The organism is Anoxybacillus sp. J5B_2022 (genome assembly GCF_026847645.1).
Lineage (GTDB): Bacteria > Bacillota > Bacilli > Bacillales > Anoxybacillaceae > Anoxybacteroides.
Genome location: NZ_JAPSMC010000019.1, coordinates 1 through 15522 on the forward strand (window position 1 = coordinate 1; position 15522 = coordinate 15522).

General features: G+C 43.9%; 13 protein-coding genes. All 13 read right to left on the bottom strand.

The annotated features are described in order from the left end of the window. Positions 1-148 precede the first annotated feature (148 nt). Positions 149-868 (bottom strand): elongation factor P 5-aminopentanone reductase, encoded by a 720-nt coding sequence (ymfI, locus tag M4I42_RS07325; protein WP_268851555.1) that lies wholly within the window; start codon positions 866-868, stop codon positions 149-151. Positions 869-907: 39 nt separating this feature from the next. Continuing rightward, entirely contained in the window at positions 908-2203 is a 1296-nt protein-coding gene (gene yfmH, locus M4I42_RS07330; RefSeq protein ID WP_268851556.1) for an EF-P 5-aminopentanol modification-associated protein YfmH, read from the bottom strand. Further along, positions 2203-3459 carry an EF-P 5-aminopentanol modification-associated protein YfmF gene (gene yfmF, locus M4I42_RS07335; protein ID WP_442864085.1) on the bottom strand — a complete coding sequence of 419 codons (1257 nt, stop codon included), beginning with the start codon at positions 3457-3459 and terminating at the stop codon, positions 2203-2205. The genes yfmH and yfmF overlap by 1 nt, the downstream gene beginning before the upstream one ends. 152 nt (positions 3460-3611) lie before the next feature. After that, positions 3612-4571, bottom strand: a complete 960-nt coding sequence (locus M4I42_RS07340; protein WP_268851558.1) for an ABC transporter permease — start codon at positions 4569-4571, stop codon at positions 3612-3614. Further along, on the bottom strand, positions 4572-5618 hold the full coding sequence (locus M4I42_RS07345) for an ABC transporter permease (RefSeq protein ID WP_268851559.1): 1047 nt from the start codon (positions 5616-5618) through the stop codon (positions 4572-4574). It abuts the gene before it with no gap. Then, on the bottom strand, positions 5615-7144 hold the full coding sequence (locus M4I42_RS07350; protein ID WP_268851560.1) for an ABC transporter ATP-binding protein: 1530 nt from the start codon (positions 7142-7144) through the stop codon (positions 5615-5617). Before M4I42_RS07350 ends, M4I42_RS07345 begins: the two co-directional genes overlap by 4 nt. Before the next feature lie 131 nt (positions 7145-7275). Next, the gene (locus M4I42_RS07355) at positions 7276-8361 is read right to left on the bottom strand and encodes a BMP family lipoprotein (protein ID WP_268851561.1); all 1086 of its coding nucleotides are present in this window, start codon (positions 8359-8361) and stop codon (positions 7276-7278) included. A gap of 91 nt (positions 8362-8452) precedes the next feature. Next, positions 8453-9184 (bottom strand): GntR family transcriptional regulator, encoded by a 732-nt coding sequence (locus tag M4I42_RS07360; RefSeq protein WP_268851562.1) that lies wholly within the window; start codon positions 9182-9184, stop codon positions 8453-8455. A 195-nt stretch (positions 9185-9379) separates the two neighbouring features. Next, on the bottom strand, positions 9380-11665 hold the full coding sequence (locus M4I42_RS07365; protein ID WP_268851563.1) for a DNA translocase FtsK: 2286 nt from the start codon (positions 11663-11665) through the stop codon (positions 9380-9382). A gap of 104 nt (positions 11666-11769) precedes the next feature. Continuing rightward, on the bottom strand, positions 11770-11997 hold the full coding sequence (locus M4I42_RS07370; protein WP_268851564.1) for a YlzJ-like family protein: 228 nt from the start codon (positions 11995-11997) through the stop codon (positions 11770-11772). Beyond that, positions 11994-12728, bottom strand: coding sequence for a ClpP family protease (locus M4I42_RS07375; protein WP_328284595.1), 735 nt, complete (start codon positions 12726-12728; stop codon positions 11994-11996). Before M4I42_RS07375 ends, M4I42_RS07370 begins: the two co-directional genes overlap by 4 nt. Before the next feature lie 116 nt (positions 12729-12844). Next, positions 12845-14506, bottom strand: coding sequence for a ribonuclease J (locus M4I42_RS07380; protein WP_268851566.1), 1662 nt, complete (start codon positions 14504-14506; stop codon positions 12845-12847). Positions 14507-14647: 141 nt separating this feature from the next. Beyond that, complete coding sequence (gene dapA, locus M4I42_RS07385) at positions 14648-15520, bottom strand: 4-hydroxy-tetrahydrodipicolinate synthase (RefSeq protein ID WP_268851567.1); 873 nt, start codon at positions 15518-15520, stop codon at positions 14648-14650. Positions 15521-15522 lie beyond the last annotated feature (2 nt).

The window sequence follows — 15522 nt, forward strand, 5'->3', positions numbered from 1 at the left end:
TTCCATTGTTCAAAGTTGTCTAATACAGACATCTTCGTTCCCTCCTCCTGTTCAGTTTCACCTATAGCTTGCCTAGTTCGCGCAAAAATATACTTCCACTCATTAACCATATAGTTGTTTTTTCATACATTCGCTCAGCGGCAAAACATTAGCAATACCATCCGCCATTGACACTAATGATTTGGCCAGTAATATATGAAGCAGCATCAGAAAGTAAAAACGATACTGTCTGCGCAACTTCGTTTGGCTCGCCAATTCGCCCTAACGGAATTTCTTCTTCCATTTTTTTTAATTCCTCTTCGCTAAATGACTGCAACATATCTGTACGAATCGCTCCCGGAGCAACTGCGTTGACGCGAACGCCACTTGGCGCTAACTCTTTCGCAAGTGCTTTCACGAATGCGTTTTGCCCGCCTTTCACCATCGAATAAACAACTTCACACGATGCCCCTGTTAATCCCCAAATCGATGAAACCACGACGATGTTGCCACTTTTTTTTCGAATCATCGGCGGAAGCAGTTTTTTCGTTAATAACACCGGGGTAGTCACATGGAGTTGAACCATCTTTTGAACATCTTCATCGCTCATATCGGTGATTAATCCGTAATAGCTATTGCCGCTATTATGAATAATGACATCTAATGGGCGGTCGATTTGCGCAACAAGCCTGTCCGCTCCATCTGCCGCTGCCAAATCGGCTTGTACAGCAACACTCCATACGTCACCAAGCTCCTCCCGCAATCCTTCTACAAGCAGTTTATTTTGATGGTAATGCAAAAAAAGTCCGTAACCGTCTGAAGCGAGTTGCCGAGCGATACTCGTTCCGATTCCGCCGCTCGCACCAGTAATTAACGCGTATTTCATCATAAGATCCCCCTAAAAAAGCATCCTTTATTCAAAGGATGCTTACGTTCTTTCTTCTTTTGGAACGACTTGACAAACAGCAAGTTGTGATTCATGAAAACACTCATTCGCTACTTGAGCAATATCCGCAACGGTTAAAGATTCTAACACAGGTACAACATCAAACAAGCTCGTTTCATGGAAAGCATAGCGCGTAAACTGATTGGCAATGTATTCCGGCGAATTGAGAGCACGCAAAAACGAACCAATTTTTTTCTTTTTCACCCTTTCCAATTCTTCTACCGTCAATTTCGATTCCTGAAACGACAACATGATATGTTTCAGCTCTTCGGAAAGCTGGTCTGGATTACTCGTATCCCCGCCGACAATCGCAAAACCAAACTGTTCTTCTTCGGTGTATTCGTATGCAAACGTTTCATCAATCAAACCAAGCTTGTATAACCGCTCATAATGCGGCGAGCTTTTTCCGAACAAATAATCAAGCAATACGTTCATCGCGAGCTCGTGTTTTAGTTTTTCTTTTCCTTTTTGCATCACATACTTTGCTTTAATGCCTACTAAACATTTGCTCGTTTGTACGTGCATTGGAATGACACGGTAAGGTGTTGCCGCCCCCTCTGGTTCATTGTATACGAAACGTTGAACAGGAGATGCTTCTAGGAACGTTTTTTTCATTTGATTATGGCGAATTTGTTCCATCATCGCGGTTTCATCGACCGGCCCCACGATAAATAATAGCATATTACTCGGATGATAAAACGTTTCGTAACATTCGTATAGCAGTTCTTTTGTAATGCCAGCAATCGATTCAACCGTTCCGGCAATATCAATTTTCACCGGGTGGTGTTGGTACAGGCTTTCAATCACCCCAAAATAAAGACGCCAATCCGGATTGTCGTCGTACATGCGAATTTCTTGCCCGATGATCCCTTTTTCTTTTTCGACCGTTTGCTCGGAAAAATAAGGGGTTTGCACGAAATCGATTAACGTTTCTAAATTTTTTTCAACATTGGACGTGCTCGAAAACAAATAGGCTGTTCTTGTAAACGAAGTGAACGCATTGGCAGATGCACCTTGCTTGCTAAATTGTTGAAACACGTCCCCGTCTTCTTTTTCAAACAGTTTATGTTCAAGGAAGTGAGCGATGCCGTCCGGGACGCGCTTCATTTCTGTTTTTCCTCGCGGGACGAATTGATTATCAACCGATCCGTACTTCGTTGTAAACGTTGCATACGTTTTGTTAAACGATTTTTTTGGCAAAATGTATACGTCTAGCCCGTTTGGCATTTTTTCATAATACAATTGCTCTTGCAATTGGTCATAAACGATTTTCTCCATTATTGTTCTCCCTCCATTCCGGTGAGGAAATAAATCGTGTCGAGCTCGATTTTTTCGGCGACACGAATCACATCTTCCCGCGACACTTCGTCCGTCTTCGCAAGCCACTCCTCGATCGGACGTTTTCGGCTAGAAACAACGTTGTGATATAACACTTCGACAAGCCCTCGCGGCGTGTCGAGCGTTTCGAGCAACTGATTGCGGATCACTGCTTTCGTTTGCTCCATTTCCTCGTCAGTGAAATCCCCTTGTTTCATCGCTTTCATTTGCTCATGAATAATTTGCATCGCCTTTTCATAGTTGGCTGGCTCGATGCCGGCCATCACCATCAACAATCCTTTATGGCTTTCTAGGCGAGAAGCCGCATAGTACGCAAGGCTCGCTTTTTCCCGCACGTTGATGAACAGTTTCGAATGAGAAAAGCCACCGAAAATGCCGTTGAACTGCTGGAGCGCATAATAGTCATCATCCTCATACGTAATGTGCGTACGGTAACCGATGTTTAGTTTTCCTTGCTTAATGTCTTGTTTTTCGACGACTTCGCGAACATTGGTGATCGCTTTTGGTGGCGTGCTAGCTTGTTTTGCTTCTTGCGTCGAACGGCTCGGAAACTGGAAATACGATTGTGCCATTTCTAACGTGCTCGTTTCCTCCATATCGCCAATGATATATAAGTCAATTTCGTCTTCTTGCAACGCTTTTTCATAATAGGAAAACAAGCTTTCTGGTGTAATCGCGTCGACATCTTCCAACCGTCCGTGAACATGCAACGCATACGGCTCGTTTTGGCACATTTCTTCGACAAGGCGTAAATTGGCGTAGCGCATTTTATCGTCATATACAGATTGGATTCGTTGCTTTAGCGCTCGCTTTTCTTGTTCAACGATTTGGGAAACAAACCGACCGTTCTCTAGAGCAGGGGAAAGGACGATTTCACTAAGCAGTTGAACCGCTTGGCGAAGAAGTGACGGCTGCTCTTTTAAAAATTTTTCGTTCGCTACATCGAGGCGAACGGTAATAATATGATATTCTCCTTTTTTCGTTAAATCGACGTTTAATGTCGCGCCATATAATTCATCTAAATGCGTACGAAGCGCTTTCATACTCGGATACGTCTTCGTGCCACTCTGCCATACATACGGCAAAAGGGCGCGCAACGTCACTATTTCTTTAGCCAACGGAGCTTTCATTTTCAACACAAGCGTATTTGTTTTATATTTATCCGTTGGCAGCAAATGCGTCCGAAATCCTTTCATCGTTGTGATATATTCACGAATCAAAGAAATTCCTCCTCTTCGTTTTCTCTTAATATTCCCTAATCTTTTTTTGCCTTACCACCAATATACCTTTTCCACAGCGAAAAATGCAAAAAAAGAACCCGACAATCGCTGTCGAGTTCTTCGCTTCATTATCGTTTTCCTTTTACATACGGCGTTCCTAGCGCTTTTGGTGCATCGGCACGGCCGATGAATCCAGCAAGTGCTAAAATGGTTAAAACATATGGTGCAATTAATAAGTAAACGGTTGGCACATTTTTTAAGAACGGAATCGTTTGACCGATGATGCTCAAACTTTGTGCCACTCCGAAGAACAAGGCTGCCCCCATCGCACCAAGCGGGTGCCACTTACCGAAAATCATTGCGGCAAGCGCCATAAACCCGTGTCCAGAAATGGTCGCATGGCTGAAATCGCGTGAGATGATCGTCGCATATACCGCACCGCCAATACCGCCTAGCGCACCGCTGATCATAACGGCAATATAGCGCATTCTCGTGACGTTAATCCCCATCGTATCCGCCGCCATCGGATGTTCCCCAACCGCACGCAAGCGAAGGCCGAACGGCGTTTTAAACAAAATGTACCAAACGATGAATGCTAACGCAATTGCAATATATGACGGAATGTAGCCGTTCGAGAAAAAGAGCGGTCCGAGCACTGGAATATCGCTTAATACTGGAATATCGATTTTGTCAAAGCCGATTTGAATTTGATCCGTTTGCCCTTTTCCGTACATTTTTTTCACTAAGAAAAGTGAGAGCCCAACCGCTAAAAAGTTAATCGCTACACCGCTGACGACTTGATCGGCGCGAAACGTAATTGAAGCAACTGCATGAAGCAATGAGAAAAGTGCTCCGACAATCATCGCAACTAAAAGCGCCAACCAAGGAGTAAGCTCGCCAAACCGATCGGCAAACGTTAAGTTAAACACAACGCTTGTAAACGCTCCGATGACCATTAACCCTTCCAATCCGATGTTGACGACACCGGAACGCTCGCTGAACACACCGCCAAGCGCCGTGAAAATAAGTGGAGCGGCAAAGAAAATCGCCGAAGGAACAATGATTTGTAAAGTTTCATAAACGCCCACTTATTTTCCCTCCTTTTGAAAACGAGATAGTAATAAACGAATTAAATAGCTAGATGCAACAAAGAAAATAATGAGCGCAATCACAATATCAACAAGTTCAGTCGGCACATCTGCACTTGACGGCATTTCAAGCGCTCCGACTTTCAAGGCGCCGAACAGAAATGCAGATAAAATAATACCAAAGGCGTTGTTGCTTCCAAGCAAAGCAACGGCGATTCCGTCGAAACCGACACCAGTAAAGCCTGCCTTAACAGAAATGTTTCCAAACGTACCCAAACCTTCCATTGCACCAGCAACCCCGGCAAACGCACCAGAAATGACCATCGCTAAAATGATGTTACGCGGTACGTTCATTCCAGCGTATTGCGAAGCATGTTGGTTAAATCCGACAGCCCGCAATTCATATCCTTTTGTCGTTTTTTCAAGGAGAAACCACATGACGACAGCACCAATAAGCGCAATAATAATTCCGTAATGCAATGTTGAATAATCCGTTATCGATTGCAAAAACTCCGATTGTAATGATGCGGACTCATGAATTTTTGCTGATTTAAAGCCTTTATCTGATAACACAGAACGAATAACAGCGTTTGACACATGCAGCGCAATATAGTTCATCATAATCGTAATAATGACTTCGTGTACTTTAAAACGCGCTTTTAAAAAGCCAGGGATAAACGCCCATAACGCTCCAGCTGCCGCTGCTGCTAAAATCGCCAGCGGCAGATGAATCACTTTCGGCAGATCAAACGAAACGCCAACCCACACAGCTGCAAGCCAACCGACAATTAACTGACCTTCAACACCGATGTTGAATAAACCTGTTCGAAAAGCAAACGCCACAGCCAATCCAGCAAGAATGTAAGGGGTTGTTTGACGGATCGTTTCGCCAATGTAATAACTATCACCAAACGCTCCATATATGAGTGCGGAATATCCCGCAATCGGGTCATATCCGCTGACAAGCATCACAATGGATCCGGCAATCATGCCGAGCAATACTGCAAATACAGGGACGAGAAAATTAGTCAAACGATTTGAACTCATGAAGAAACACCTGCTTCCTTCTGTTTACTTCCTGCCATTAATAAACCGAGTTCTTGTTCGGTTGTTTCTTTCGGATCCACAATCGCAACAATTTTTCCTTCATAAATGACAGCAATTCGGTCACTTACATTCATAACTTCATCCAATTCGAACGAAACAAGAAGGACTGCTTTTCCTTGATCGCGTTGCTCGATCAAGCGTTTATGGATAAACTCGATCGCTCCAACGTCAAGGCCGCGCGTCGGCTGTGCAGCAATGAGCAAATCTGGGTTGCGGTCTACTTCACGGCCGATAATCGCTTTTTGTTGGTTACCACCAGAAAGCGCCCGCGCTTGTGTATATTCATCTGGCGTCCGCACGTCAAATTCAGCAATCAACTGGCGTGCTTTCTCATAGATTGCTTTAAAGTTTAAAATGCCTCGTTTCGAGTACGGTTCTTGATAGTACGTTTGCAACACCATATTTTCTCCGATCGGGAAATCAAGTACAAGACCATGTTTATGACGGTCTTGCGGAATATGACCAATTCCTGCTTCCGTAATTTTTCGCGGTGGAAGATTGAAAATATCTTTTCCGTTCAATTTAATTGAACCTGATTCAGCTTTCATCAAACCTGTAATCGCTTCCACTAATTCTGTCTGTCCGTTGCCATCAACTCCGGCGATCCCGACAATTTCTCCGGCGCGAACTGTCAAATTCAAATGATCAACAACAGTAACACCACGGGCATCTTTCACCACTAAATCTTGAATCTCTAACACTTCTTTTCCAGGCTGTGCCGGTTTTTTGTCCGTTTTAAAATGCACTTCACGACCAACCATCAATGCCGCCAGCTCATTCGGGTTTGTCTCGGCAACGTTGAGCGTGCCAATCCCTTTTCCGCGCCGAATAACGGTAACGCGGTCGCATACTTCCATAATTTCTTTTAGTTTATGTGTAATTAAAATAATCGATTTTCCTTCGCGGACGAGCGCCCTCATAATTTGAATGAGTTCTTGAATTTCTTGCGGTGTTAAAACAGCGGTCGGTTCGTCGAAAATTAAAATATCCGCGCCGCGATAAAGCGTTTTTAAAATTTCCACACGCTGCTGCATTCCCACGGAAATATCGGAAATTTTCGCCGTCGGATCGACCGCTAATCCGTAACGTTCCGAGAGCTCGCGCACTTCCGCTTCGGCGCGCGCAATATCCATTTTTCCTGCTTTTGTCGGCTCGCTTCCTAAAATAATGTTTTCCGTCACCGTAAATGTATCAACAAGCATAAAATGTTGGTGCACCATGCCAATGCCAAGATCGTTGGCGACGTTTGGATTGGCGATTTTGACCGGTTGCCCTTTGACGCGAATTTCTCCACCGTCTGGCTGGTAAAGGCCAAACAATACGTTCATGAGCGTCGATTTTCCGGCGCCATTTTCTCCAAGCAAGGCGTGAATTTCTCCCTTTTTCACTTGGAGCGTAATGTTGTCGTTTGCAACGAAATTGCCAAATACCTTTCGAATATTAAGCATTTCAATTACGTATTCCAAACAAATTCACTCCTCTTAAATGAGCTGTTAGAAATCATCAAATAAAAAGTTACAAAAACTTGTAACTTTTTATTTAACGATTTTGGGCGAATAAAAAGGCTAGTGTACACTAGCCTTTTTATTCGGTTTTCTTACTTCAAGCTCGCTTCAAATTGTTTGTACTCATCGCGAGTCGTTGGCACTTTCACTTCGCCTTTAATGATTTTTTGTTTCCATTCATCAACAATTTTTAATATTTCTGGTTTAATGTTATCTTGAGTTGGCGCAATGCCTACACCGTTTTCAGGAAGACCGTACTCAAGCACTTTACCACCTGGGAATTGACCTTCTTTCGCTTTCTTCGCTACGTCATACACTGCTACGTCTACGCGTTTAACCATTGACGTTAATGTCACGTTGTACGTTTTGTCACCGACTTTTACTTCTCCTTCTGGAGCCTGGTCTTTGTCAACGCCGATGACCCAAAGTTCGCGGCTTGGATCTTTTGTTTTCAAGTCTTTTGCTTCAGAGAAGACACCGTTACCAGTTGCACCAGCTGCATGGTAAATGACATCAATGCCAGAAGCGTACATACTAGATGCAATCGCTTTTCCTTTATCCGCTTGATCGAACGCACCAGCATATTGCACTTCGACTGTCGCTTTCGGGTTCACTGCTTTTACTCCTGCGCGGAATCCGCTTTCAAACTTCTCAATTAACGGAATCTCCATACCGCCAACGAACCCGATTTTGTTTGTTTTTGTTGTAAGCCCTGCGACAACACCAACAAGGAACGAACCTTCATGCTCTTTAAATGTAATGCTCGCTACGTTTGGTTTGTCAACTACGCTGTCAACGATCGCAAATTTTTGTTTCGGTTTTTGTTCCGCAATTTTCGTAATCGCATCTGTCATTAAAAATCCAATTCCGTAAATTAAATCAAAGTTGCTTCTTACTAGCTTGTTTAAGTTCGTTGCATAATCCGCATCGCTTTGAGATTGCAAATAGTCATAGCCGTCTTTACCTTTTTTCATGCCGTTATCTTCACCAAATTTTTGCAATCCTTCCCAAGCGGACTGGTTAAACGATTTGTCGTCAATACCGCCAACGTCTGTCACCATGGCTACCGTGAAATTATCTTTCTTTTCTCCCGCTTTTTGCGCCTGTCCACATCCACCAAGCAACGTACTGGCAGCTAACACAAGCGAAAGCGCCAATCCAATGCGTTTTTTCTTCATCACTTCTACCCCCTAATAAAAAATAGTAAATGAGTATACTTTTTTATTATTGAATGCACCTCGCGTTTCTATGTACGAAATGTCACCTCCTTTAAAAATGAATACGTTTTCTCAATACATGGAAGCTGAATTTATCGGATTTAAAATAGTTAATGGAATACAAAATCGGTTCATCGTTTTTGTCAAAATGCATTTGCTTTAACACGAGCAGCGCCGTTTCTGGATCACATTGTAAAGTCGGTGACACTTTCTCATGGTAGCCGAGCGGTTCAATATGCGCAACGGCGTAAGCAATATCATGGTTTGTCTGGTTATGCAAATTCTCAAACATTGATTCGTGCTCGTATGAAATTCCTTCCGGTAAATATTTACAAGGAATTTTATCTACGCAATATACAACTGGCTCACCATCAGCTGTCCGTACCCGTTCAACAAGGAGAATGTCTTCGTCAGGCGCACATTGAAACCGGCGGATATCCTCTTCGGTCGGTCCTTGAACGGAAGAAGAGAGAAAAATCGTGCCAGGTTTTCGACCGGCTTGTTTAATCATATCTGTTACGCTGCTTAGTTGTTCGATGCCGGATGTAAACAGTGGCCGCGAGTTGACAAAGGTTCCGACACCGTGCCGGCGCACGATCACATTTTCTTCTTCGAGCACGCGAAGAGCTTCACGCAACGTCGCCCGGCTCACGCCAAGTTGCTTAGAAAGCTCAAACTCCGACGGGAGCTTCTGCTTTTCTTTATACACGCCTGTTTCGATATCATGCTTAATTCGATCGATCACTTGTAAATATAAGTGGCGATTGTCAGACTTAATAGACATTCAAAAAGCCTCCAATTAAATAAGTTTTCAGATATCAGACCTCTGACGTTAGACATTTTAACCTAGCCGTCATTACTATAACATTTTTTTCTCAATAAATAAATAGGGAATAAAAATTTTGTCGAAAAAAGTAAAAAAGATAAACGTAAGCGGTTTCAATGTGATAAGCTGATTCAAGCGTTCGCTTGAATCAGCTTATGAAGTTTTGGCGTTTTCTCTCGGAACGAGCACTGCTCGTGGCTTGCTCCCTTCATAGGGACCGACGACACCACGCGCCTCCATCGCATCAATCAACCGAGCAGCCCGGTTATAGCCGATACGGAAACGGCGCTGCAACATCGAAACGGACGCACTTTGCATTTCAACGACAAGCTGAACCGCTTCTTCATACAACTCATCGTCAAATTCTCCTTCTTCCTCCACTGTATCATTCGGAATCATTTCTTCTTGATATTGCGCTTTTTGCTGGGAGATGACAAATTGCACGACTGCTTCGACTTCTTCATCGGATACGAACGCTCCTTGCACGCGAACCGGCTTCGACGCTCCCATCGGCAAAAAGAGCATATCGCCTCTTCCGAGCAATTTCTCCGCCCCTCCCATATCTAAAATCGTACGTGAATCGGTCTGTGAAGAAACACTAAACGCAATTCGGGACGGAATGTTCGCTTTAATAACTCCGGTGATGACATCAACCGAAGGGCGTTGCGTCGCGATAATGAGATGGATACCAGCGGCACGCGCCATTTGCGCTAGACGAGTAATCGAATCTTCAACATCGGATGAAGCGACCATCATTAAATCTGCTAGTTCGTCGACAATGACGACAATATACGGAAGAAGCGGTTGCTTTACATGTTCTTGCTGGTTATGTCGTTGAATATATTCGTTATAGCCTTCTATATTCCTTGTACCTGTATGCGAAAATAGTTCGTATCGCCGTTCCATTTCATGGACGACTTTTTTCAACGCTTGCGACGCTTTTTTCGGATCGGTAACAACCGGTGCTAATAAATGCGGAATCCCATTGTATACGCTCAATTCGACCATTTTCGGGTCAATCATCATCATTTTCACTTCGTGCGGCTTCGTCCTCATTAATAAGCTCGTAATGATGCCGTTAATGCAGACGCTTTTCCCGCTCCCGGTTGCCCCAGCAACAAGGAGGTGCGGCATTTTATTCAGTTCCGCGACAACTGCTTCCCCTGATATATCTCTTCCTAATCCGATTAACAACTTCGCTTCTGGTCTATAATGTTCCGTCGCTTCTAATACTTCCCTTAACGAAACAGTTGCAATCTCCTCATTCGGCACTTCAATGCCGATCGCTGATTTTCCTGGAATCGGCGCTTCAATTCGAATATCTTTTGCCGCAAGCGCCAATGCTAAATCATCGCTTAAACTAACAATTTTGCTCACTTTTACCCCCGCATCAGGGTACACTTCATATTTTGTCACAGCCGGTCCAAGATGAACTTGCGTTACTTTCGCTTTCACCCCAAAACTTTGAAACGTTTTTTCTAATTTACGGGCGTTCGCATAAATGTTCGCATGATCTTTCGTTTGATTCGTTGGCTTCGGTAGTTTTAATAGCTCGAGCGGCGGCAATTGGTAATCGGTATTTTCCATTTCAGCAAAAGCGATTGGTTCACTTGATTCTTCTTCCTCCATTTGTTCCATTGTCTGCTCGGCGGTTCGAACAGCGCTAAAATCAGAAATAATCGGTGGTAGTGACGGCTCTTCTTCCGTAATTTCTAGCGGTTCCTCCGCTAGCGTCACTTCTTCTTTCGGTTTGCTTGAGCGTTTAGTTGGTGCTGTCTTCTTTCGGTTACGCCAAAAATGTTGCACGTCGATGATAAATTCATGCCACTGGCGCCGAATGAAAGAAACAAGCCAGCGAACCGCTTTTCCAACCGTTTCGTTTAACGATTTTCCGGTAATTAAAATACCACCTGTCACAAACAGAAAAAAGCAAACCCATTTCGTGCCAAGCTCATCGAACAACTGGTAGCTCGCCGCAAATAAAATCGCTCCAACCATCCCACCGCCTAAATCGTGCGGTGCAGAAGCTGTTCCATTTACTTCCTGCCAAAAAAGCTCCCATGTCGTGCGAATAATGCTTGGATCATGGAACTCCCCTTGCCGCGATAACAGACGGAACAACGTCAGATGGCTAATTAGCAAAAGAGCGATCACGATCGTATAAACTCCGATCAACCATCGTCGGAAGAAAGAAGGCCACGCGCGTTTCCAAATGAGATAAAGCGCTAAAACGACCCCCCCGATCAATAAAAGGATATACCATTCGCCAAGAAAAAAACGGGCAAATGAAACGGTTGTTTTTCCAACTAAGCCGAGCTGTGCTATCGCAATGACGGAAAGCGCAAGCAACGCAAGCCCCGTCAATTCGAACCGAAAGGTTGTTTTCCATTCCTGTTTTTTTCTTTGTTGTTTCTGGCGTTGACGTTTACGTTTCGACATATTTCTCCACTCCGATGTAAAACTGGAAATGTCGAAAAAAGCAGCCAACGTTGGCTGCTTTCTTCCGTTTATTTTTATTATACAACAAATGGACAAAGAATTCATTAAGATGTTGCTGCCATCGATAACGGAAATCTTGCACCAGGTGCGTATTTTTGCTCTAAAAAGTGGGCAGGATTTGTGCTCAAATTGCGAACAATTTCCCATTCTTTCGTTTCCGTTTCTTGAACAAGAAACGGAATGCCATCATAATAAACCACTTTTTGCTTCGTGTATTCGTCGCTGTCCACTTGAAAAATGAAATGCTCGGGCATAATCGTATATAAAATCATTGCAACATCGTTCCCCCTTCTTTTTTCCACTCAATGAGTTGGCGCAGTTTTTGCAGCGCTTGGGCGACGCCGCCAACTTCATCAATTAATCCGTATTGAACGGCATCCGGTCCGACGACATTTGTACCGATGTCGCGCGTTAAATTTCCTTTCGAAAACATCAGCTCTTTAAATTTTTCCTCTGTAATTTTCGAATGTTTCGTCACAAAACGGACGACGCGCTCCTGCATTTTATCTAAATACTCAAACGTTTGCGGCACACCGATGACAAGTCCTGTTAAACGGACAGGATGAATCGTCATCGTCGCCGTTTCGGTAATGAATGAATAGTCGCACGACACCGCAATCGGCACACCGATGGAGTGCCCGCCCCCTAAAACGATCGAAACGGTCGGCTTCGATAACGAAGCGAGCATTTCCGCAATTGCTAACCCTGCTTCGACATCCCCGCCGACGGTGTTTAAAATAACAAGCAGGCCTTCAATGTTAGGATTTTGTTCAATCGCTACAATTTGCGGAATGACATGTTCATATTTCGTTGCCTTGTTTTGTGGCGGAAGCTGAATATGTCCTTCAATTTGCCCGATGATCGTCAAACAATGAATGTTTGTATCTTGCGTCATTTGCGGAATATTCGTTTGTCCAAGCTGTTGGATGTTCGTAGCGGCTTGTTCTTGTTTTTCTTCTTGTGGCTCTTCTGATTCAAACGGTATGTACTGCTTCTTTTCCATGTTCATGCTCCTTTCTTGCCTGTGCATATCGTTAGTATGTTCTATGCACAAAAGAAAAATGCCGATGAGGTCTTTCTTTCCATCGGCATTTTGTTTCGACTTTGAGCATGATTCGATTAAACTTCCATAATGATTGGTAAAATCATCGGTTTTCGTTTCGTTTTTTCAAATAAATATTGGTTTAATGCTTCACGAATATTCAACTTTAATGAAGACCATTCAATCACATAATCTTGCATACATTTGTTCACGATATTCGTCACTAATTTTGTCGCTTCGTCAAGCAACGTTTCCGATTCCCTCACATACACAAATCCTCGCGAAATAATTTCCGGTCCAGCGACGATTTTTTTCGCTTCTTTGCTTAACGTCACGACAACAATTAAAATTCCATCTTGCGAAAGCAACCGGCGATCGCGCAAGACGATGTTGCCGACATCGCCGATTCCTAATCCGTCAATTAATACGTTGCCGTACGGAACTTTGCCGCCAAAGCGCGCTTGTCCGTTCCGAAACTCGATGACGTCGCCTTTGTCAATTAAAAAAGTACGGTCTTCGGCGATACCGACGGCTTTTGCTAACGTCGCGTGCGCTTTTTGCATGCGATATTCGCCATGAACAGGGATAAAATATTTCGGTTTCATTAAATTGAGCATCAATTTCAGTTCTTCTTGGCAGCCGTGACCAGATACGTGCACTTTTTTATAAACAACGTTCGCACCAGCGCGATATAACGCATCGATCGTTTTCAAAAACAACAGCTCATGTCCCGGCATCGGCGAAGCCGCCACAATGACGGTATCCCCTTCTTTAATGTTCACTTGTTTATGCGCCTGTTTTGCCATTCGCGCAAGCGCTCCCATCGGCTCCCCGTGACCACCTGTCGTTAAAATCACTAGTTCCTCATCGTGATATTGCTGAACGTCTTGGATCGAGATAACCGTTTTTTCCGGAAGCTGTAAGTAGCCAAGGCGAACAGCGACGTCCATCACTTTATGCATGCTTTTGCCAACGATCGCCACTTTGCGCCCATGGGTTTTCGCAGCATGCAATACTTGCTGAATTCTTGTGATGTTTGATGCATAGCAGGCAACAATCACCCTACCTTTTGCATTGTACACAACATCGGAAATTTCTTGTGCAACTGTCGCCTCGGAGCCCATATATCCGGGTTTTTCAGCGTTAGTGCTGTCAGATAATAAGCATAATACCCCTTGTTCGCCGATTTGCGCCATTTTTCCTAAATCAGCACGGTTCATGCCATATGGCGTTTGGTCAAATTTAAAATCGCCCGTATAGACGATTGCACCTTGTGAAGTGTGAAAACTAACGCCAACAGAATCTGGAATGCTGTGAATCGTCCGAAAAAACGTGACGGTCGCTTTGTCCAACGTCACTTCGGAATCGGAATGAATTTCAATAAATGGTGCGTCGGTCGTCATTTCATGCTCTTTTAACTTTTCTTGCGCTAATCTGAGCGTTAATTTCGTTCCATATACAGGAGCGTTAATTTTCTTTAATACATAAGCGATTGCACCGATATGCTCTTCATGTCCGTGCGTCAAAAAAATTCCTTTTACACGATCTTGTCGTTCCACAAGATACGAAATATCTGGAATTACTTTGTCAATGCCAAGCATCTCATCTTCCGGAAACATCACACCCGCATCGATGACGAAAATATCTTCATCAAGTTCAATGACGTACATATTTTTTCCGATTTCCCCTACTCCGCCAAGGGAAAACACACGTATTTTCTCTACTTGTTTCACCTTCAAATGCTTCGTCCTCCTAATGCTAAACTAACCCGCTCAAAGTCACTTGACTTTATTATAACTGATGGAAGATTTTAAATACAAGATACTATGTCATAAGGAAAGAAAAAAAGCCGATTCACTCGTTCGTGAATCGGCCGTTGATTATAATGTTTGAAGCAAATTCATTAGCTGGTTTCGTTCTTGTTCCGTTAGCGGAACGAGCGGCAAACGGACGGAACCGACATCTAGCCCTTTTATTTGTAGCGCGGTTTTGACAGGTGCTGGGCTTGGCGCCGCAAATAACCCTTTCATCACCGGAAGCAGCTTTTGATGAAGTTTAGCTGCTTTTGCGTGATCCCCCGCCTCAAACGCTGCGATCATTTCTTTCATTTCGTTTCCGATGACATGTGACGCTACCGAAACAATACCAGCACCACCAATCGCTAGCACCGGAAGCGTCAAGCCATCGTCTCCGCTATACAGCAAAAATTCGTCGTTCGTGCGCGCGATTACCTCCGTCATTGCATCAAGATTACCGCCGGCATCTTTTAGCGCAACAATATTTGGAATTTCCGCTAACCGAACAATCGTATCTACGGAAATATTAACGACAGAACGGCTCGGAATATTGTAAACCATCACAGGTAGCGATGTATTTTCGGCAATCACTTTAAAATGCTGATAAATTCCTTCTTGGTTTGGCTTATTGTAATACGGTGCGACAATCATCACCGCATCGACGCCTGCTTCTTCCGCTTTTTTCGTTAGCTCAATCGAAGCGCGTGTATTGTTGCTGCCTGTTCCAGCAATGACCGGCACACGACCGTTTGCAATGGAAACGACGTGGCGGAAAAGCGCCACTTTTTCTTCGGTCGTTAACGTTGGTGATTCTCCAGTCGTACCTGCCACCACGAGAGAATCCGTGCCGTTTTCGATCAAATAGTTGACAAGCTGTGTCGTTTTGTCAAAATCAATATTTCCCTTATTGTCAAATGGCGTGACCATCGCTGTTACGATCTTACCAAATGAAATCAATG

Excerpts from the sequence above, each read along its gene's own strand:
- M4I42_RS07365 (WP_268851563.1), bottom strand. The coding sequence starts at position 11,665 with ATGTCGAAACGTAAACGTCAACGCCAGAAACAACAAAGAAAAAAACAG.
- M4I42_RS07370 (WP_268851564.1), bottom strand. The coding sequence starts at position 11,997 with ATGATTTTATATACGATTATGCCCGAGCATTTCATTTTTCAAGTGGAC.
- M4I42_RS07345 (WP_268851559.1), bottom strand. The coding sequence starts at position 5,618 with ATGAGTTCAAATCGTTTGACTAATTTTCTCGTCCCTGTATTTGCAGTA.
- yfmH (WP_268851556.1), bottom strand. The coding sequence starts at position 2,203 with ATGGAGAAAATCGTTTATGACCAATTGCAAGAGCAATTGTATTATGAA.
- M4I42_RS07360 (WP_268851562.1), bottom strand. The coding sequence starts at position 9,184 with ATGTCTATTAAGTCTGACAATCGCCACTTATATTTACAAGTGATCGAT.
- M4I42_RS07355 (WP_268851561.1), bottom strand. The coding sequence starts at position 8,361 with ATGAAGAAAAAACGCATTGGATTGGCGCTTTCGCTTGTGTTAGCTGCC.
- ymfI (WP_268851555.1), bottom strand. The coding sequence starts at position 868 with ATGATGAAATACGCGTTAATTACTGGTGCGAGCGGCGGAATCGGAACG.
- M4I42_RS07375 (WP_328284595.1), bottom strand. The coding sequence starts at position 12,728 with ATGGAAAAGAAGCAGTACATACCGTTTGAATCAGAAGAGCCACAAGAA.
- yfmF (WP_442864085.1), bottom strand. The coding sequence starts at position 3,459 with ATGAAAGGATTTCGGACGCATTTGCTGCCAACGGATAAATATAAAACA.